The sequence below is a fragment of the Actinomadura chibensis NBRC 106107 genome, assembly GCF_001552135.1.
In the GTDB taxonomy this organism is placed as follows: Bacteria; Actinomycetota; Actinomycetes; order Streptosporangiales; family Streptosporangiaceae; genus Spirillospora; species Spirillospora chibensis.
The window spans coordinates 26,807-46,046 of the sequence record NZ_BCQP01000022.1; the positions used below are offsets into that span (position 1 = coordinate 26,807).

At 73.7% G+C, this 19,240-nt stretch carries 13 protein-coding genes; 10 read left to right on the plus strand and 3 right to left on the minus strand.

Features of this window, described 5'->3' with window-relative positions; all coding sequences use genetic code 11:
* Positions 1 to 14: 14 nt before the first annotated feature.
* Positions 15 to 1,079, minus strand: a complete 1,065-nt coding sequence (locus tag ACH01S_RS13605; RefSeq protein WP_067890333.1) for a LacI family DNA-binding transcriptional regulator — start codon at positions 1,077 to 1,079, stop codon at positions 15 to 17.
* A 297-nt stretch (positions 1,080 to 1,376) separates the two neighbouring features.
* On the opposite strand from ACH01S_RS13605, the gene ACH01S_RS13610 reads away from it, so the two are divergent.
* The 10 genes from ACH01S_RS13610 (at position 1,377) to ACH01S_RS13655 (ending at position 17,770) form a co-directional block, all read left to right on the plus strand.
* Positions 1,377 to 2,930, plus strand: a complete 1,554-nt coding sequence (locus tag ACH01S_RS13610; protein WP_067890336.1) for a sugar ABC transporter ATP-binding protein — start codon at positions 1,377 to 1,379, stop codon at positions 2,928 to 2,930.
* A gap of 5 nt (positions 2,931 to 2,935) precedes the next feature.
* Positions 2,936 to 4,003, plus strand: coding sequence for an ABC transporter permease (locus tag ACH01S_RS13615; RefSeq protein ID WP_067890339.1), 1,068 nt, complete (start codon positions 2,936 to 2,938; stop codon positions 4,001 to 4,003).
* Complete coding sequence (locus ACH01S_RS13620) at positions 4,000 to 4,995, plus strand: ABC transporter permease (protein WP_067890341.1); 996 nt, start codon at positions 4,000 to 4,002, stop codon at positions 4,993 to 4,995. The genes ACH01S_RS13615 and ACH01S_RS13620 overlap by 4 nt, the downstream gene beginning before the upstream one ends.
* A gap of 64 nt (positions 4,996 to 5,059) precedes the next feature.
* Positions 5,060 to 6,145 (plus strand): rhamnose ABC transporter substrate-binding protein, encoded by a 1,086-nt coding sequence (gene rhaS, locus ACH01S_RS13625; RefSeq protein WP_067890343.1) that lies wholly within the window; start codon positions 5,060 to 5,062, stop codon positions 6,143 to 6,145.
* Between the two features lie 2 nt (positions 6,146 to 6,147).
* Positions 6,148 to 6,522 (plus strand): L-rhamnose mutarotase, encoded by a 375-nt coding sequence (locus ACH01S_RS13630; protein WP_067890344.1) that lies wholly within the window; start codon positions 6,148 to 6,150, stop codon positions 6,520 to 6,522.
* A gap of 14 nt (positions 6,523 to 6,536) precedes the next feature.
* The gene (gene rhaI / locus ACH01S_RS13635; RefSeq protein WP_067890346.1) at positions 6,537 to 7,703 is read left to right on the plus strand and encodes an L-rhamnose isomerase; all 1,167 of its coding nucleotides are present in this window, start codon (positions 6,537 to 6,539) and stop codon (positions 7,701 to 7,703) included.
* Positions 7,703 to 10,810 carry an alpha-L-rhamnosidase gene (locus ACH01S_RS13640; RefSeq protein ID WP_169809259.1) on the plus strand — a complete coding sequence of 1,036 codons (3,108 nt, stop codon included), beginning with the start codon at positions 7,703 to 7,705 and terminating at the stop codon, positions 10,808 to 10,810. Before rhaI ends, ACH01S_RS13640 begins: the two co-directional genes overlap by 1 nt.
* Positions 10,807 to 12,858, plus strand: a complete 2,052-nt coding sequence (locus tag ACH01S_RS13645) for a bifunctional rhamnulose-1-phosphate aldolase/short-chain dehydrogenase (protein WP_067890350.1) — start codon at positions 10,807 to 10,809, stop codon at positions 12,856 to 12,858. The genes ACH01S_RS13640 and ACH01S_RS13645 overlap by 4 nt, the downstream gene beginning before the upstream one ends.
* A 223-nt stretch (positions 12,859 to 13,081) precedes the next feature.
* Positions 13,082 to 14,500 (plus strand): L-fucose/L-arabinose isomerase family protein, encoded by a 1,419-nt coding sequence (locus tag ACH01S_RS13650; RefSeq protein ID WP_067890352.1) that lies wholly within the window; start codon positions 13,082 to 13,084, stop codon positions 14,498 to 14,500.
* 69 nt (positions 14,501 to 14,569) lie between these two features.
* On the plus strand, positions 14,570 to 17,770 hold the full coding sequence (locus tag ACH01S_RS13655) for a family 78 glycoside hydrolase catalytic domain (RefSeq protein ID WP_067890355.1): 3,201 nt from the start codon (positions 14,570 to 14,572) through the stop codon (positions 17,768 to 17,770).
* Positions 17,771 to 17,804: 34 nt separating this feature from the next.
* On the opposite strand, the gene ACH01S_RS13660 is transcribed toward ACH01S_RS13655, so the two are convergent.
* Together ACH01S_RS13660 and ACH01S_RS13665 are read right to left on the minus strand one after the other, a co-directional pair.
* Complete coding sequence (locus ACH01S_RS13660; RefSeq protein ID WP_067890358.1) at positions 17,805 to 18,308, minus strand: DinB family protein; 504 nt, start codon at positions 18,306 to 18,308, stop codon at positions 17,805 to 17,807.
* Complete coding sequence (locus ACH01S_RS13665) at positions 18,305 to 19,213, minus strand: acetamidase/formamidase family protein (RefSeq protein ID WP_067890361.1); 909 nt, start codon at positions 19,211 to 19,213, stop codon at positions 18,305 to 18,307. The genes ACH01S_RS13660 and ACH01S_RS13665 overlap by 4 nt, the downstream gene beginning before the upstream one ends.
* Positions 19,214 to 19,240 lie beyond the last annotated feature (27 nt).

Here is a 19,240-nt window from a genome sequence, read left to right on the forward strand (position 1 = left end):
TCACAGCGCCACCCTCACGACGCGCCTCCCGCCTCGGACCGGCTCGACTCGCGGACGACCAGCTCCGGCTGGAACATCACCTGCTGGTGGGCGTGCCCCGCCGGGTCGTCGCACTCCTCCAGCAGGAGTTCGGTCGCGATCCGGCCGAGCTGGTAGGTGGGCTGCCGCACCGAGCTCAGCGGGACGGCGGCCGCCGCCGAGAACTCGATGTCGTCGTACCCGATCAGCGCGATGTCAGCCGGGACCCGGACCCCGACCTGCAGCAGCACCCGAAGGACGCCGAGCGCGAGCAGGTCGTTGGCGCAGAAGATCGCGTCCGGCAGCGGCGGCCCGGCCTCCAGCAGCCGCCGCGCCGCCTCCTGCCCGGCCCGCGCGTTCATCGCCCCGACCGGGATCTCGCGCAGCGCCTCGCGGCCGAGCCCGGCGGCGCGCAGCGCCCGCAGCGCGCCCTTGCGCCGGTCGGCGCACTGGCGCAGCGCCGTCGGCCCGGTGACGAAGCCGATCGTGCGGGCGCCCGCGGCCAGCAGCTCCCCGGCGGCGAGCTCGCCGCCGGCGACGTCGTCGACGGCGACCGAGCACTGGTTCGCGCGCGGCGTCGGATGGTCGAGCAGCACCACCGGGACGTTCCGCTCGCGCAGCCGCCCGGCCGCCGCGCCGTCGTCGCCGACCGGGGTCAGCAGCACGCCGCGGACCCGCTGCTCGGCGAGCACCCGCAGGTTGCGCAGCTCCCGCTCGTCCGACTCGCCGGACGAGGACAGGATCACCGCGTAGCCCCGTTCGCTCGCGGTGTCCTCGACGCCGCGTGCCACGTCGGTGAAGAACGGGTTGGCGAGGTCGAGGACCATCAGCCCGATCGTGCTGCTGTGCCCGGCGCGCAGCGTGGACGCCGACCCGTTGCGGACGAACCCGAGCTCCCGGATCGCGTCCTCGACCCGGATCCGGGTCGCCGCGGCGACCCGCTCCGGCCGGTTGAGCACGTTGGACACGGTGCCCGGCGAGACGCCGGCGTGCGCCGCGACCTGCTTGATCCCGACCGTCCCGCGCGCCGCGCCGGGACGGTCGGTGCCGTCTGTGCTCACTCTGCCGCGCCCCCGGTCCGTCCGCCGATGTCGGCTCACTCTGGGTCATGCATTAAAACGTGTCAACCCGCAGGCCGTGCATCGGAGGCCGAAACACGGGTGGCCGGTGCCGGTCGCGGACGACTTCGAGGACCTCTCAGGCCCTTGCTCCGCCGGGGTTTCCAGCGATCTTAGAAGGTCCCTCCGGAAGATCGGCCCTTGACGGGTGGTCCGGCTCACATCTAGCGTCCTCCGCAAGATCTTGTTAAAACGTTTTTCATCCCACCGTCCTGGACCTGCCTCCCGAGGAGGGCCCTGATGACAGCACCCGCGCGGTCGGCGCCACCGACATTGGCGCTGGTCAACGTGAGTAAATCGTTTGGCGCCGTGCGCGCCCTCCAGGACGTGACGCTGGAGCTGCACGCGGGCGAGGTGCACGCCCTGGCCGGGGAGAACGGCGCGGGCAAGTCGACGGTCGTAAAAACGTTCGCAGGCGTGCACCGTCCGGACGCGGGCGAGGTCCGGGTGGACGGCGCCGCCGTGGCCTTCGGCGGCCCCGCCGACGCGCAGGCCGCCGGGGTGGCGGTCATCTACCAGGAGCCCACGCTGTTCCCCGACCTGTCGGTCGCCGAGAACATCTTCATGGGCCGCCAGCCCCGCACCGGGCGGCTGTTCGCAGGGCGGGGCCGGATCGACCGCCGCGCCATGCACGCCGAGACGGCGCGGCTGTTCGAGCGGCTCGGGGTCCCGCTCGACCCGCGCCGGCCCGCCCGCGGCCTGTCCATCGCCGACCAGCAGGTCGTCGAGATCGCCAAGGCCATCTCCCGGGACGCCCGGGTGCTGATCATGGACGAGCCGACCGCCGCGCTCACCGGCCAGGAGGTCGCCCGGCTGTTCGCGGTGACCCGGACGCTGCGCGACCAGGGCTGCGCGGTGCTGTTCATCTCGCACCGGCTGGAGGAGATCTTCGAGCTGTGCCGGCGGGTCACGACGCTGCGCGACGGCGGCCTCGTCGGCACCGACCTCGTCGCCGACCTCACCCCGGACGACCTCGTCCGCCGGATGGTCGGCCGCGACCTCGACGCCCTCTACCCCAAGCAGGACGTGACGCCCGGCGAGGTCGCGCTGAAGGTGCGCAGGCTGACCCGCGAGGGCGCGTTCACCGACGTGTCCTTCGACGTCCGGCGCGGCGAGATCGTCGCGCTGGCCGGGCTGGTCGGCGCCGGACGCAGCGAGGTCGCCCGCGCGCTCTTCGGCGTGGACCGCTGGGACGCCGGGACCGTCGAGGTCGACGGCCGCGCCCTCCCGCCCGGCAGCCCCACGGCCGCGATGGCGGCGGGGCTCGCGCTCGTCCCCGAGGACCGCCGCCAGCAGGGGCTCGTCATGGACATGTCCATCGAGCGCAACATGGGGCTCACCCGGCTGAAGGCGCTGCGCCGCGAGACCGGGCGCGGCGGCCTGATCTCCCGCCGGGTCGAGCGGGACCGCGCCGCCGACTGGGGCCTGCGGCTTCGGCTCAAGTACTCCCGCCTGACCGACGCCGTCGGCGTCCTGTCCGGCGGCAACCAGCAGAAGGTCGTGCTCGCCAAGTGGCTCGCGACCGAGCCCGCCGTCCTGATCGTGGACGAGCCGACCCGCGGCATCGACGTCGGCACCAAGGCCGAGGTGCACCGGCTGCTGTCCGATCTGGCCGCCCGCGACCTGGCGGTGCTGATGATCTCGTCCGACCTGCCGGAGGTGCTCGGCATGGCCGACCGCGTCCTCGTCATGCACGAGGGACGGCTCACCGCCGAGATCCCGCGCGCGGACGCGACCGAGGAGACCGTGATGGCCGCCGCGACCGGCCGCACCGGCGCTGGAAAGGCGGCCTGACCCTCATGACCGTACTTGCGGAGTCCCCGGCGCGGCCGGGGGCGGGCGGGCCGCCGGGGGGCGGGCGGCGGCTGGTCGAGATGGTGCTGCGCGCCCGGGAGCTGAGCATCCTCGGTGCGCTCGCCGTCCTCGTCGTCGGCACGACGATCGCGAACCCGCGCTTCCTGTCCGGGCAGGGCGTGAAGGACATCTTCCTCAACGCCTCGATCCTCGTGCTGCTCGCCGTCGGGCAGAGCATGGTGGTCGTCACACGCAACATCGACCTGTCGGTCGGGTCCGTCGTCGGGCTCGTCGCGTTCAGCGCCGGGAGGTTCGCCTCCGGCGGGGACCGGAGCGTCGTGCTCGTGCTGCTCGTCGGCGTCGCGATCGGGCTGGCGTGCGGGCTGGTGAACGGGCTGCTGGTCAGCTTCTGCCGGGTGCCCGCCCTCGTCGTCACCCTCGGCACCCTGTACGTGATCCAGGGGCTCGACTACCGGATCGCGCACGGCGACCAGATCGGTGCGGCGGAGCTTCCGGCCGCGCTGCTGAAGCTCGGCAGCGACGGCGTGCTCGGCGTCCCGTACCTGCCGATCATCACCGTGGCCGTGATGCTCGCGGTCGGGTACTACCTGCGGTCCTACTCGTCCGGACGGGACTTCTACGCGATCGGGTCCAGCCCGGAGGCGGCGCTGCTCGCGGGCGTCCCGATCCGCCGCCGCGTCCTCACCGCCTACCTGGTCAGCGGCGCGCTCGCGGGCCTCGCCGGGGTGCTGTGGCTCGCCCGGTTCGGCACCGTCGTCGCGGACGCCGCGCACGGCTGGGAGCTGAAGGTCGTCAGCGCGGTCGTCGTCGGCGGCATCGCCATCACCGGCGGCGTCGGCACCGTGTACGGGGCGGCGCTCGGCGCGCTGCTGCTCACCACCATCGGCAGCGTGCTGGTCGTGCTCAAGGTCAACTCGTTCTGGCAGGACGCGATCACCGGCGTCCTGCTGCTGCTCGCCATCAGCGTCGACCGGCTGCTGGCGCTGCGCGTCACCCGGGCGCTCAAGCAGCGCTCGCTGGAGTCCACCGCGCACAGGGAGGGACGGTCATGAGCCGCCTCGCGGGCATGCTGCGCTGGGAGACCGCCGTCACCGCCCTGCTGGTCGCGGTGTTCGCGGGCGGCGCCGGGTTCTCGCCCGACTTCGCGAACGGCGACAACCTGGCGTTCGCCCTGGACGACCTCAGCGAGATCGCGCTGATCGCGCTGCCGATGACGCTGCTCGTCGTCTGCGGCCAGGTGGACCTGTCGGTCGCCTCGATCCTCGGCCTGTGCAGCGCCCTCACCGGCAGGCTGTGGGACGCGGGCCTCGCCATCGAGACGATCATCCCGCTGGTGCTGCTCGTCGGCGTCGGCTGCGGCCTCGTCAACGGGCTCCTCGTCACCCGGCTCGGGCTGCCGTCCCTCGCCGTCACGATCGGCACGATGACCCTCTACCGGGGCCTCGCCTACGTGACGCTCGGGACGGGCGCGATCTCCGAGTTCCCGGCCGCCTACACCGACCTCGCGACGTCGTCCGTCCCGGGCACGCCGATCCCGTACCCGATCGCGCTGTTCGCGGTGCTCGCCGCCGCGACGGGGATCGTCCTGCACGCCACCGGCGCCGGACGGGCGCTGTTCGCGATCGGCGCGCAGGAGGACGCCGCCTACTTCGCGGGCATCCGCGTGAAGCGCGCCAAGCTGGTCCTGTTCGTCGTGTCCGGGCTGGTGGCCGGGTTCGCGGGCGTCGTCTACACGCTCCGCTACGGCAGCGCCCGCGCCGACAACGGCCTCGGCCTGGAGCTCACCGTCATCGCGGCGGTGCTGCTCGGCGGCGTCGACTTCGACGGCGGCAGGGGCACCCTCGGCGGCGTCATCGCCGCCGTCCTGCTGATCGGCCTGCTCCGCAACCTGCTGATGCTCAACGACGTCTCCACCGAGGTCCAGTCGATCGTCACCGGGCTGCTGCTCATCGTCAGCGTCCTCACGCCGCGGCTGATCGCCGTGGCGCGCGGGGCGCGGGGCAGGCGGCGGGGCGCGCGAACCGCGGCCCCCGCCGTGCCCTGACCCGTCACCCAGAGCCCCCCGCCGCGACCCACCCCCGGAAGAAAGAACCTTGAGAGGCACCCTGATGACCATTCGTCTGCGCGCCCCGCGCCGGCTGGCCGCGGTCGCCACGGCCGGAGTCCTCGCCCTGGGCCTGGCCGCCTGCGGCGGGACCACGAAGGACTCCTCGTCGGCGTCCGGCAAGGGAACGTCCGGCGGGACGGCGTCGGCCGACCCGAACGCGCCGCTGAAGAAGGGCCTCAAGCTGGCGTTCCTGCCGAAGCAGGTCAACAACCCCTACGAGACGATCGTCGACGACGCGGGCATCGCGGCGGCGAAGGAGTTCGGCGGCGAGGCCAAGGAGGTCGGGCCGTCCGACGCGTCGGCGTCCTCGCAGGTCTCCTACATCAACACGCTGATCCAGCAGCGGCACGACGCGATCCTCATCGCCGCGAACGACGAGAACGCGGTGTGCGGGCCGCTGAAGCAGGCGCGGGCCAAGAACATCAAGATCGTCGCCTACGACTCCGACACGAACCCGCAGTGCCGCGACCTGTTCATCAACCAGGCCAGCTCGGAGGAGATCGGGCGCAGCGAGGTCAAGCTCCTCGCGGAGCGGATCGGGCACGAGGGCGAGATCGCGATCCTGTCGGCGACGGCGAACGCCACGAACCAGAACACCTGGATCAAGTTCATGAAGGACGAGCTGGCGAAGCCCGAGTACTCGAAGATGAAGCTCGTCAAGGTCGCCTACGGGGACGACGACGACCAGAAGTCGTTCCAGCAGACGCAGGGGCTGCTCCAGGCGTACCCGAACCTCAAGGGCATCATCTCGCCGACCACGGTCGGCATCGCGGCCGCGGCCCGCTACATCTCCGCGTCCAAGTACAAGGGCAAGGTCGTCCTGACCGGGCTCGGCACGCCCGACCAGATGCGCAAGTTCGTCAAGGACGGCACCGTCGAGCAGTTCGAGCTGTGGGACCCGAAGAACCTCGGCTACCTCGCCTCGTACGCGGCGGCGGCGCTGTCGTCCGGGCAGATCACCGGGGCGCAGGGCGAGAGGTTCAAGGCGGGCAAGCTCGGCGAGCGGACGATCGGCGCCAACGGTGAGGTGATCCTCGGCCCGCCGACCGTCTTCGACGCCAAGAACATCGACCAGTACCACTTCTGAGAATGAGCGGAGCGAACCGGGGGGTGTGGGGGGACGGCCCCCCGCATGGAGCACGCGGCCGGAAGCGCGTCTGCTTCCTGCTGAAGGTCAGGCAGGACCGCCTGGAGGAGTACAAGCGGCGCCACCAGGCGGTCTGGCCCGGCATGCGGGACGCCCTGCGCGACAGCGGCTGGCACAACTACTCCCTCTTCCTGCGCGAGGACGGCCTCCTCGTCGGCTACCTGGAGACCGACGACTTCGAGGCCGCCCGGGCGGCGATGGCCCGCACCGAGGTCAACGCCCGCTGGCAGGCGGAGATGGCGCCGTTCTTCGAGGACCTCGACGGCCGTCCCGACCAGGGGATGTCGCCGCTCGCCGAGGTCTTCCACCTGGATTGAGAGGTCACGTGCCCGTGGTTGACACCAGCGCGGTGAAGGACGCCCTGCGCCGCCAGCAGATCGAGACCCCCTCGTGGGCGTACGGGAACTCGGGGACGCGGTTCAAGGTCTTCGCGCAGGAGGGCGTCCCGCGCACCCCGTGGGAGAAGATCGACGACGCCGCGCAGGTGCACCGGTTCACCGGCGTCGCGCCGAGCGTCGCCGTCCACATCCCCTGGGACCGGGTGGACGACTACGCCGCGCTGGCCGCGCACGCCGAGGAGAGGGGGGTGCGGATAGGCGCGGTCAACACCAACGTCTTCCAGGACGACGACTACAGGCTCGGCAGCGTCACCAACCCGGATCCGGCCGTCCGCCGCAAGGCGCTCGGCCACCTGCTGGAAGCCGTCGACATCATGGACGCCACGGGTTCCCGCGACCTCAAGCTGTGGTTCTCCGACGGCACGAACTACCCGGGGCAGGACGACGTCCGGACCCGGCAGGACCGGATGGCCGAGGCGCTCGCGGCCGTCTACGAGCGGCTCGGCGACGGCCAGCGGTTCCTGCTGGAGTACAAGCTGTTCGAGCCCGCGTTCTACATGACCGACCTGCCGGACTGGGGGGCGTCCTACGCGCACTGCGTGAAGCTCGGCCCGAAGGCGCAGGTCGTCGTCGACACCGGGCACCACGCGCCGGGCACGAACATCGAGTTCATCGTCGCGTTCCTGCTGCGCGAGGGGAAGCTCGGCGGGTTCGACTTCAACTCCCGCTTCTACGCCGACGACGACCTGATGGTCGGCGCCGCGGACCCGTTCCAGCTCTTCCGGATCATGTACGAGGTGGTGCGGGGCGGCGGCTACGACCCGGACGCGGGGGTCGCGTTCATGCTCGACCAGTGCCACAACATCGAGCCGAAGATCCAGGGCCAGATCCGCTCGGTGATGAACGTCCAGGAGGCGACGGCGAAGGCGCTGCTCGTGGACGGCGACGCGCTGCGCGCCGCGCAGGACGCCGGGGACGTCCTCGAAGCGAACGCGGTGTTCATGGACGCCTACAACACCGACGTCCGTCCGCTGCTGGCGGAGCTGCGCGAGGAGATGGGCCTGCACCCGGACCCGGTCGCGGCGTACAAGGCGTCCGGCTACTTCGAGAAGGTCCGCGCCGAGCGGACGGTCGGCCAGGCGGCGGGATGGGGCGCGTGATGATCTCTCGGCGAGGCTTCCTCGGGGCCACGGCCGCGACCGGCGTGGCGCTCGGCGTGCCGGGGACGGCGCGGGCGGCGTCCGGCGGCGGGATGCGGGTGACCGCGCTCGACGTCCAGGACGCCCCGAACCCGCTCGGCATGGACGAGCCCGCGCCCCGGCTCGGCTGGCGGCTGGCCTCGCCGCGCCGCGGCGACGCGCAGACCGCGTACCAGGTCGTGGTCACCTCCGGGCGGGACGTCGTCTGGGACAGCGGCCGGGTCGCCTCCGCGCAGACGCGCAACATCGTGTACGGCGGACCGGAGCTGCTGCCCGGCCGCCGGTACGAGTGGAAGGTGCGCGCCTGGGACGCGGCGGGCGGCACGTCCGGGTGGAGCGATCCAGGCTGGTGGGAGACGGGCGTCGGCGACTGGGGGACCGGCTGGATCTGGCCGGGCTCCACCGTCCCGGTCTGGGACGACTTCCGCCTGGAGGCCGACCTCACCGTCACCGAGCTGGCGTTCGGCCTGTTCTTCCGCGCGGACGGCGATTCCAACGGCTACATGTGGCAGCTCTCCGAGGGCTCGCTGCTGCGGCCGCACAAGCTGGTGAACGGCGGCTGGACGGTGCTGAAGAGCGTGCCGATCCCCGTCGACCGGGTGGTCGGCACCCCGCTGAAGGTCGCGATCGACGCGCGCGGCGCCACCATCCGCACGTACGTGGACGGCGCGCTCGTGGACACCCTGTCCGACGGCACGTTCGCGTCCGGCACCGTCGGGCTGCGCACCGACGGCCGCGAGGCGGGCGTGCTGCGGCGGATCACCGTCACCGGCGGCGGCCCGCCGTTCGACGACGACCTCACCGGCGGCGCGCCCTACCGGTGGAGCGCGGGCACGGTCGCGGACGGCGAGCTGCGGATCACCGGCGCGGTCGCCTTCCCGCACCCGTTCAACCCGCTGCTGCGCAAGGAGTTCACGCTGCGGGCGCGGCCGTCGCGGGCCCGCGCCTACATCTGCGGGCTCGGCTACCACGAGCTGTTCGTCAACGGCGAGCGCGTCGGCGACCACGTCCTCGATCCGGCGTGGACCGACTACGCGCGCCGCGCCGGGTACGTCGTCCACGACGTCACTCGCCATCTGGCCAAGGGGCGCAACGCGGTCGGGGTGGCGCTCGGGCGCGGCTGGTTCGGCGGGATGGGCGCCGGGAAGATGGGGCCCGGCGATCCGGTGCCGGAGCCCGGCACGGGCTGGGACGGCCGCCAGCGCCTCCTGTTCCGCCTCGTCGCGGACGGCGCCGCGATCGTCGGCGACGGCACCTGGAAGACCGCCCCCGGCCCGTCGTACGCGGGCGCGGTCACCCCGGACACCGAGCACTACGACGCCCGGCTCGCCGTCCCCGGCTGGTCCGCGCCGGGCTTCGACGACACGGCCTGGACGGCCGCGAAGCCGATCCGGACCGCCGGCGTCGAGGTGCGGGCGCAGGCGATCGAGCCCATCAAGATCACCGACTCGCTCCGCCCGGTCGCGATCACCAATCCGGCGGCCGGGGTGTACGTGTACGACTTCGGCGTCAACATCGCGGGGGTCGTCCGGCTGAAGGTCCGGGGCCCGGCGGGGACCGAGGTGCGGCTGCGGCACGGCGAGCGGCTCGACGCGGACGGCACCGTCCACCCCGGCGGACGCGACCAGACCGACACCTACGTGCTGAGCGGCAAGGGCACCGAGGTGTGGCAGCCGTCGTTCAGCTACAAGGGGTTCCAGTTCGTCGAGGTGCGCGGGTACCCCGGCACGCCCGGACGCGACGCGCTCCGCGCCCTGCGCCTGCACACCACCGTCGCCAGCACGGGCCGCTTCACCTGCGCGAACGGCCTGCTGAACCGGATCCACGAGGCCGCGCGCTCCACCCTCCTCAACAACCACGTCTCGGTGCCGACCGACGGCTCGATGGAGGAGAAGCTGCCGTGGACCGGCGACGCGGGCCTCATGGAGGACTCCGCCTTCGCCAACTACGACATGCGCCGCTTCTACGCCAAGTGGCTCACCGACATCCGCGACACGCAGGGCGAGGACGGCAACATCGCCTCGTGGGCGCCGCAGCCGCGCCCGGGGTTCCGCCCGCCGTCGCCGTCCTGGGCCAACCAGTACGTCGCGACGGTGTGGAACCTGCACCGGTACTACGACGCGCCCTGGGCGCTCGCCGAGTACTACGACTCGCTCAACCGGTACGCCGCCTACGAGGCGGGACGGCTGGACGGCAGGGGCCTCAGCACCGACGAGTGGGGCGACTACAACGCGCCGTCCGCGCAGAGCGCCGCCGTGAACGCGCTGATGGGCACCGCGTACGTGCACCGGACGCACGTCCAGCTCGCCGAGATCGCCGCCGAGCTGGGCAAGGACGCCGACGCTCGGCGCCTGCGCGGCAAGGCCGACGAGGTGGCCCGCGCGTTCAACGCCGCGTACCTGGACGCCGGGCGCGGCCTGTACCGGGCCGACGACGCGTACCGGCAGACGCCGAACGTGCTGGCGCTGGCGTTCGGGCTGGTGCCGTCCGAGCACGTCGAGGCGGTGGCGGCGAACCTCGTCCGGGACGTGGAGGACACGCACGACGGCCACCTCGACACCGGCGTGCTCGGCACCAAGTACCTGCTGCCGGTGCTGTGCGACCACGGCCACGCCGACCTCGCCTACCGGGTCGCGACGCAGACGACCGAGCCGAGCTGGGGCTTCTGGTTCGCCAACGGCGCGACGTCGCTGTGGGAGATGTGGCACCTCGGCTCGCGCTCGCGCGGCCACGGCTTCCTCGGCACGGTCGACGAGTGGTTCTACCGGTACGTGGCGGGGATCGAGCCGTCCGCGCCCGGCTACCGGCGGATCCTGATGCGCCCCTGCCTGCCCGCCGGGCTCGCCCGCGCGGAGGCGTCGATCGACACGGTCCGCGGCCGCGCCGCCGTGAGCTGGCGGCGGGAGGACGGGCGGCTGGCGCTGCGCGCCGAGGTGCCGGTCGGCGCCGTGGCCGAGGTGCGCCTGCCCGCCGCCGCCGTCGCGCTGGACGGCGCGCGGCCGCTCGGCCCCGGCCGCTTCGAGGCCGGTCCGGGCACCCATCGGTTCCAGGTGAGGAGAGGACGATGACGGGCAGTCCGCCCGAGGTCGGGAAGCTGATCGAACGCGCGCACGCGCTCGGCTCCGACCCGCGCAACACCAACTACGCCGGGGGGAACGCGTCGGCCAAGGCGGTGGTGGAGGACCCGGTGACCGCGTCGCCGGTCGAGCTGATGTGGGTGAAGGGCTCCGGCGGCGACCTCGGTACGCTGACCGAGGGCGGCCTCGCCGTGCTGCGGCTCGACCGGCTGCGCGCCCTCGCCGACGTCTACCCGGGCGTCGAGCGCGAGGACGAGATGGTCGCCGCGTTCGACTACTGCCTGCACGGGAAGGGCGGGGCGGCGCCGTCCATCGACACCGCCATGCACGGCCTCGTGGACGCCGCGCACGTCGACCACCTGCACCCCGACTCCGGCATCGCGATCGCGACGGCGGCGGACGGCGAGGAGCTGACCCGGCGCGTCTTCGGCGGCCGGGTGGCGTGGGTGCCGTGGCGGCGCCCCGGTTTCCAGCTCGGCCTGGACATCGCCGCGATCAAGGCGGCGAACCCGGACGCGATCGGCGTGATCCTCGGCGGGCACGGCATCACCGCGTGGGGCGCCACGAGCGAGGAGTGCGAGGCGAACTCGCTCGACATCATCCGCACCGCCGAGGCCTACATCGCCGAGCACGGCCGGGCCGACCCGTTCGGCGAGGTGGTCCACCCGGCGCTCCCGGACGACGAGCGGCGGGCGCGGGCGGCGGCGCTGTTCCCGCTGCTGCGCGGGCTGGCCTCCACCGACCGGCGGCAGGTCGGGCACTTCACCGACTCGGCCGCCGTGCTCGACTTCGTCTCCCGCGCCGAGCATCCGCGGCTCGCCGCGCTCGGCACGTCCTGCCCGGACCACTTCCTGCGCACCAAGGTCGCGCCGATGGTCCTCGACCTGCCGCCGGACGCCCCGCTCGACGACGCCAAGGCCCGCCTCCGCGACCTGCACGCCGCCTACCGCGCGGAGTACGCCGCGTACTACGCGCGGCACGCCACCGCGGACTCGCCGCCGATGCGGGGCGCGGACCCGGCGATCGTGCTCGTCCCCGGCGTCGGCATGTTCTCCTTCGGCGCCGACAAGCAGACCGCGCGCGTCGCGGGCGAGTTCTACGTCAACGCGATCAACGTGATGCGCGGCGCGGAGGCGCTGTCGTCGTACGCGCCGATCCCGGAGGCGGAGCGGTTCCGCATCGAGTACTGGGAGCTGGAGGAGGCCAAGCTCCGCCGCCGGCCGGCGCCGCGGCCGCTGGCGGCGCGGGTCGCGCTGGTCACCGGCGGCGGGTCCGGGATCGGCGCGGCCACCGCCCGCCGCCTCGCCGCCGAGGGCGCCTGCGTCGTCGTCGCCGACCGGGACGCCGCCGCCGCGGAGAAGGTCGCGGCGGAGATCGGCGCGTCCGCGCCGCGGCCCGCCGACGCGGCCGTGGCGGTCGCCGCCGACGTGACGTCCGAGGACGAGGTCGCCGCCGCCGTCCGGGCCGCCGTCCTCGCGTTCGGCGGGGTCGACCTCGTCGTCAACAACGCCGGGCTGTCGATCTCCCGGCCGCTGCTGGAGACGAGCGCGCGCGACTGGGACGTCCAGCACGACGTCATGGCGCGCGGCTCGTTCCTCGTCTCCCGCGAGACCGCCCGCGTCATGGTCGAGCAGGCGGCGGGCGGCGACATCGTCTACATCGCGTCGAAGAACGGCGTGTTCGCCGGGCCGAACAACATCGCCTACGGCGCGGCCAAGGCCGACCAGGCGCACCAGGTGCGGCTGCTCGCCGCCGAGCTCGGCGAGCACGGGATCCGCGTCAACGGCGTCAACCCGGACGGCGTCGTCCGCGGCTCCGGGATCTTCGCGGGCGGCTGGGGCGCCGAGCGCGCCGCCGTGTACGGGGTGGCGGAGGAGCGGCTCGGCGAGTTCTACGCGCAGCGGACGCTGCTGAAACGCGAGGTGCTGCCCGAGCATGTCGCGGCCGCCGTCGCCGCGCTCACCTGCGGGGACCTGACGCACACGACCGGCCTGCACGTGCCCGTGGACGCGGGCGTCGCCGCCGCGTTCCTGCGCTGACCGCGCGGGACGCGGACCGGTCGGCGGAGGGAGACCGGTCGGCGGCCCGGACCGCGAGGCCGCGGCGCTCACATCGCCGCGTCCGCGCCGTCCCCACCCGGGCCGCCGGCCGTCCCTGAAGGGCCCGCTCGACCAAAAGGAACCCGACACGAGAACGAAGGGCCGGGTCCAGAAGTTTCCCCCATTTCGACGACCTGTCCGCGAATGACGACGAGGAGAGGACATGCCGGACAACACGACCCGGCCGCCGGTGAAGGTCGGCCTGGTGGCAGGGGGCCTCGGCGCGTACTGGCCGCAGTTCCCGGAACTGCTGCCGCAACTGAAACGGTCGGCCGAGCGCGTCGCGGAGCGGATGCGGGGGCTCGGCGCCGAGGTGGTGGACGCCGGGTTCGTCTCCGACGCGCGGGAGGGCGCGGAGGCCGCCGAACGGCTCCGCGCGGCGGGCTGCGACCTCATCGTCGGCTTCCTCACCACCTACATGACCGCGACGATGCTCGTCCCCGTCGCGCAGCGCGCGGACGCGCCGGTCCTGCTGATCAACCTCCAGCCGACCGAGTCGATGGACCACGCGACGTTCGACACCGGCCAGTGGCTCGCCTACTGCGGCGCGTGCCCGCTGCCGGAGATGGCGAACGCGTTCGCGCGCTGCGGCGTCCCGTTCCGCTCCGTCTCCGGCCACCTGGAGGACGAGCGCGCCTGGACGCGGATCGCCCGCTGGGTCCGCGCCGCCGGGGTGCGGGCCGCGCTCCGCCGCGGACGGCACGGCCTGATGGGCCACCTCTACCCCGGCATGCTCGACGTCTCCACCGACCTCACCCTGGTCAGCGCCAACTTCGGCGGCCACGTCGAGGTGCTGGAGTTCGACGACCTGCGCGTCCGGGTGGAGAAGGTCACGGACGCGGAGGCCGCCGCGAAGAAGGCGGAGGCGGAGTCGATCTTCGAGCTGGACGCGTCCGTGAACGACGACGACCTGGCCTGGGCGGCCCGCGTGTCCGTCGGCCTCGACCGGCTCGTCGCCGACTTCGGGCTCGACAGCCTCGCCTACTACCACCGCGGCCTGGACGGCGAGGTCCACGAGCGGCTCGGCGCCGGGATGATCCTCGGCGCGTCGCTGCTCACCGCGCGCGGCGTCCCGGCGGCGGGGGAGTACGAGCTGCGCACGTCCCTCGCCATGCTGGTCGCCGACCGGCTCGGCGCGGGCGGCTCGTTCACCGAGCTGCAGGCCCTCGACTTCACCCGCGGCCACGTCGAGATGGGGCACGACGGGCCCGCCCACCTGGCGATCAGCGCGAGGCGGCCGCTGCTCCGCGGGCTCGGCGTCTACCACGGCAAGCGCGGCTACGGCGTGTCCGTCGAGTTCGACGTGCGGCACGGCCCGGTCACCGCGTTCGGGATCATCCAGCGCCGGGACGGGACGTTCGCGTTCGCCGCGTCCGAGGGCGAGACCGTGGACGGCCCGCTGCTGCGGATCGGCAACACCACGTCCCGCGTCGACTTCGGCTGCGACCCCGGCGAATGGACCGACGCCTGGAGCGCCACCGGGATCTCGCACCACTGGGCCCTCGGCACCGGGCACATGGTCGCCGACCTCAAGGCCGTCGCCGACCTCCTGGAGATCGACCTCGTCCACGTGAACCCCTGACGGACATCCCGCTCCGTTCCCGCTCCCACCTCCCGACCTTCGTTCCAACCAGCGCTGAGGAGCACGTCCATGAGCGAGTTGTCCAGGAGAAGGTTCGTCCAGGCGGGCGGGGTCGCCGCGGCGGCGGTCACGGCGGGCGGCGCGCTCGCCGCGCCCGCCTCGGCCGCCCCCGGCGGACCGGCGGCGCGGACGCCGCGCCCCGTCGACCCGCGCGTCGACCACCTGCGGTCGCCGCTCGGCATCGACGCGGCGCGGCCGACGCTGAGCTGGCGCTTCGCCGCCGGGCCGCGCGACGCGGTGCAGACGGCCTTCCAGGTGCGGGTGGCGAGCGCGGACGACCGGCTCGCCCGCCCCGACCTGTGGGACTCCGGCAAGGTCGCGGGCGGCGCCGTGTCCGCCGTCTACGCCGGACGCGCGCTCCGGTCGCGCGAACGGGCGTCGTGGCAGGTCAGGGTGTGGGACGGGCAGGGCCGCGCGTCCGCGTGGAGCGAGCCGTCCCACTTCGAGACGGGCCTGCTCGCCGCCGCCGACTGGACGGCCCGCTGGATCGGCCACCCGGCGTGGTCGGGCGAGCCGCGGCCGCGGCCCGCGACGGTCGCGTTCCCGGCGCGGACGGCGCGGTACGTCCGGCTGAACGTGACCCGGCTCGGCCTGCCGATCAAGGAGGGCTGGCCGTACAAGGTGTCGCGGCTCCAGCTCGCCGAGGTGGAGGTCCGGGACGGCGCGTCCGGCCCGAACGTGGCGCTGAGGGCCCGGGTGACCGCGTCCGAGAGCTACACCGTCGGCGGCCAGTGGGAGCCGAAGGCCGTCACGGACGGCTCGCTGACCAGCGACGACGCCCCGTTCGGCTACACGAGCCTGGAGCGCCGGGACCAGGATCTCGCGAGCCCCGTCTGGCTCCGGATCGACCTCGGGGAGGAGCGGCGGTTCGACCGCGTGGTGCTGTACCCGCGCACCGACGCCATGACCGACGACGAGAAGACCCCGAACTTCCCCGAGGACTTCACGGTCGAGACGTCCGACGACGGCACGGCCTTCGACACGGCGGCCACGGTCAAGGGGCAGGAGGCGCCGCCGCCGCTGCACCGCGGGCCCGCGGCGCTGCCGGTCTTCGAGCGCGGCTTCAGGCTGGGCAAGCGGGTGCGGACGGCCCGCCTCTACGCGACCGCGCTCGGCGTCCTGGACGTCACCGTGAACGGGCGGCCGGTCAGCGACGCCGTCCTGGAACCGCCGTACAGCACGTACAAGAAGCGGCTCGTCTACTCCACCTACGACGTCACCAAGCTGCTGCACCGGGGCGGCAACACGGTGCGGGTCGAGCTGGGCCCGGGGATGGCGCACGTCCCGCCGACCCCCGGGCGCTACGAGAAGCTGACCCGCTCGGACGGCAAGCCCGCCTTCCTCGCCCAGCTCGACATCACCTACACCGACGGCACGCGCGAGACCGTGGCGTCGGACCCGTCCTGGCGCGCCGCGCTCGGCGCGACGACCTTCGCCAACTGGTACGGCGGCGAGGACCACGACGCCCGCCGCGTCATCGGGGACGGCGACTGGACGGATGCGATCGAGGTCGCGTCGCCGACCGCGAGCCTCGCCGCCCGCACGTCCCCGCCGATCGAGCCGGTCGCCGTGCTGCGCACCCGGAAGATCACGCAGCCGAAGGACGGCGTGTACGTCGTCGACCTCGGCGTGAACTTCGCCGGATGGCCGAAGCTGCGCGTCAGCGGCCCCGCCGGGACGACGGTCACGATGCGCCCCGGCGAGCTGCTCGCCGCGGACGGCACCGTCAGCCAGCACACCACCGGCTCGCCGATCTGGGACACCTACACCCTGTCCGGGCGCGGCACGGAGACGTGGCATCCCCGGTTCGTCTACCACGGCTTCCGCTACCTGCAGCTCGAAGGGCTGCCGGCCGCGCCGGACGACGGCACGGTCACCGGGATCGTGCTGCGCGCCGCGAACGAGGCGGCGGGCACGTTCACCAGCTCGCACGGCCTGCTCAACGACATCCACAAGATCATCGACCGGGCCGTGCAGAGCAACATGTACTCCGTCCTGACCGACTGCCCGCACCGGGAGAAGCTCGGCTGGCTGGAGCAGGCCAACCTCGTGTTCCCGGCCGTCGCGCGCAACTACGACGTGGCCGCCTACTACGGCGACATCGTCCGGAACATCGCCGAAGCCCAGACCGAGGACGGGCTCGTCCCCGACATCGCGCCCGAGTTCACCGTCTTCTCCGGCGGTTTCAGGGACGACCCCAACTGGGGCAACGTCATCGTGTTCGCGCCCTGGCAGATGTACCGCGCCTACGGCGACACCGCGACGCTGCGCGCCTACTACCCCAACATGGTCCGCTACGTGGACCACCTGACCCGCAAGGCGAGCGGGCACCTGCTCGACTACGGCCTCGGCGACTGGATCGCGTTCGACACGAGCACCCCGACCGGCGTCACCGCGACCTTCGGCTACCACCGGGCCGTCTCCGCCCTCGCCCGCATCGCGGAGGTCATCGGCCGGGACGCGGACGCCGCGAAGTACGAGGCGCTCGCCGCGGACATCGGCGACGCGTTCAACGCGAAGTACGCCACCGGCGACACCTACGGGTCGGGCAGCCAGGCGTGCGACGCGTTCGCGCTGGACATGGGCGTCGTCCCGGCGGCGAAGCGGGACGCCGTCCTCGCCCACCTCGTCGACTCGATCAAGGCGAAGGGCTACCACCTCACCGTCGGCGAGATCGCGCTGCCGTCGGTGTTCCACGTGCTGTCGGCGGCGGGACGCGACGACGTCGTCCACGCCTTCGCCACGCAGACCGGCAACCCCAGCTACGGGTACCAGGTCGTCCACGGCGCGACGTCGCTGACCGAGAACTGGGACGGGCCCACCTCCGGCCTGTCGCAGAACCACTTCATGCTCGGCGCGATCGACGAGTGGTTCCACGCCGGGCTCGCGGGCCTCGGGCAGACCGACGACTCGGTCGGGTTCGAGACGCTGCTCGTCCGCCCGGCCGTCGTCGGCGACGTCACCCGCGCCGCCGCGACCTACGAGACGCCGCGCGGCCGCGCCGCGTCCGCGTGGCGGCGCACCGGCCGGAGGCTGCGGCTGGACGTGACCGTCCCGCCCGGCGCGAAGGCCCGCGTGGAGTTCCCGCTCCTCGGCGGGAACTCGGGGCCGAACGCCCCCTCCGACGCCCGGCGGCTGGGCGTGAAGGACGGACGCGCCCTCTTCGAGATCGGCTCCGGCGACTGGACGTTCGAGAACACCGCGTCCTGACGGCGGCGGTCCCGGTGGGCCGCGCGAGGACCCCTCAGCGGCCCACCGCTCCGTCGATCCGCTCGCGCAGGATGTCGGCGTGCCCGGCGTGCCGGGCCGTCTCCTCGACCATGTGGACCAGCAGCCAGCGCATCGACGGCGGCGGCGCGTCCCGCAGCGACCGGACGCCCGTCCGGTCCAGGTCGGGGCAGGCCGCGACGACCGCGTCGCTGCGGGCGCACGCCTCCCGGTAGGCGGCGACCAGGCCGGCCGCGGTCTCGTGGCCGAGGGGCGGCTCCGCGTCGTCCAAGCGCGGCACGTCGGCGCCCTCGTACGCCCACACGAACCAGTTCAGCTCGGTGCGCGTGAGGTGCTTGACCAGGCCGAGCAGGCTCGTCCCCGACGCGACGCCCGGCGCGCGGGCGGCCTCCTCGGGGACGCCGGACGCCTTGGCGACCACCGCGTCCCGCAGGTAGCCGAGGAACGTCAGCAGCGTCGCGCGCTCGCCCGCGTTCAGGCCGGGCGGGCCGAGGTCGCCGCGCGGCTCGGCGGGCGTCACGAGAGGAGGTCGAGGGAGAGGTGGGCGGAGACGATCCAGTTGGGGACGTCCACGACCTCGGAGATCTTCAGGTCGGCGGCGACGCTGGCGAGCAGGTAGGCGTCGGCGGGCGCGATCCCGGTCCGCACGGCGACCTCGGTGACGAGGGCGCGCGTCGCGTCCTTCGCCGCCTCCATGAGGTCCGGGCCGATGCCGGTGGTGGCGAGCGCCGCGCCGGTGCGCTGCGCGGCCGGGGCCGTCTCGATGATCGGCGTGACCGGGGCGCCGCCGCGCCGGACGTCCACCCGGAGCCGGACGGTCGCCTCGGTCTCGATGCCGGTGCCGCACACCTCGCCGTCGCCCATCGCGGCGTGCGCGTCGCCGAGGGACAGGAGCGCGCCGTCCACGCCGACCGGCAGGACGAGCCGCGCGCCGGGCCCGATGTGCCGGACGTCCATGTTCCCGCCCCAGCGGCGCGGCGGGACGATCGAGTGCTCGCCCGGCTCGGGGGGCGCGACCCCGATCGTCCCGATCATCGGCAGCACCGGCACGGCGAGCCCGGGCAGCAGCTCGGCCGTCCCGCCGGAGATCTTCGAGATCCGCAGGTGCGGGTCGGGGAAGTCGTCGGCGAGCAGCCCGAAGCCGGGGATGGCGGCCGTCCACCCCCACTCGCCGGTCTCCATGCCGAGGACGTCGACGACGAGCGCGTCGCCGGGCTCCGCGCCGTCCACCCGGAAGGGGCCGGTCACCGGGTTGACGCGGCCGAAGTCGAGGGCGGCGACCGCGGCCGTGCCCGCGTCCGGGCCGAGCTGCCCGCCGCTCGCGTCGGCGGTCTCCACGGTGAGCTCGTCGCCGGGGGCGATGGTCGCGATGGGCGGGATCGCGTTGTCCCAGGTGTTGTGCACGCTGGTGCGGCGGATGTGCATCGCTCCTCCAACGGGGGTCGGGTTCGA

Excerpts from the sequence above, each read along its gene's own strand:
- ACH01S_RS13610 (WP_067890336.1), top strand. The coding sequence starts at position 1,377 with ATGACAGCACCCGCGCGGTCGGCGCCACCGACATTGGCGCTGGTCAAC.
- ACH01S_RS13615 (WP_067890339.1), top strand. The coding sequence starts at position 2,936 with ATGACCGTACTTGCGGAGTCCCCGGCGCGGCCGGGGGCGGGCGGGCCG.
- ACH01S_RS13620 (WP_067890341.1), top strand. The coding sequence starts at position 4,000 with ATGAGCCGCCTCGCGGGCATGCTGCGCTGGGAGACCGCCGTCACCGCC.
- rhaS (WP_067890343.1), top strand. The coding sequence starts at position 5,060 with ATGACCATTCGTCTGCGCGCCCCGCGCCGGCTGGCCGCGGTCGCCACG.
- ACH01S_RS13630 (WP_067890344.1), top strand. The coding sequence starts at position 6,148 with ATGAGCGGAGCGAACCGGGGGGTGTGGGGGGACGGCCCCCCGCATGGA.
- ACH01S_RS13640 (WP_169809259.1), top strand. The coding sequence starts at position 7,703 with ATGATCTCTCGGCGAGGCTTCCTCGGGGCCACGGCCGCGACCGGCGTG.
- ACH01S_RS13645 (WP_067890350.1), top strand. The coding sequence starts at position 10,807 with ATGACGGGCAGTCCGCCCGAGGTCGGGAAGCTGATCGAACGCGCGCAC.
- ACH01S_RS13650 (WP_067890352.1), top strand. The coding sequence starts at position 13,082 with ATGCCGGACAACACGACCCGGCCGCCGGTGAAGGTCGGCCTGGTGGCA.
- ACH01S_RS13655 (WP_067890355.1), top strand. The coding sequence starts at position 14,570 with ATGAGCGAGTTGTCCAGGAGAAGGTTCGTCCAGGCGGGCGGGGTCGCC.
- ACH01S_RS13665 (WP_067890361.1), bottom strand. The coding sequence starts at position 19,213 with ATGCACATCCGCCGCACCAGCGTGCACAACACCTGGGACAACGCGATC.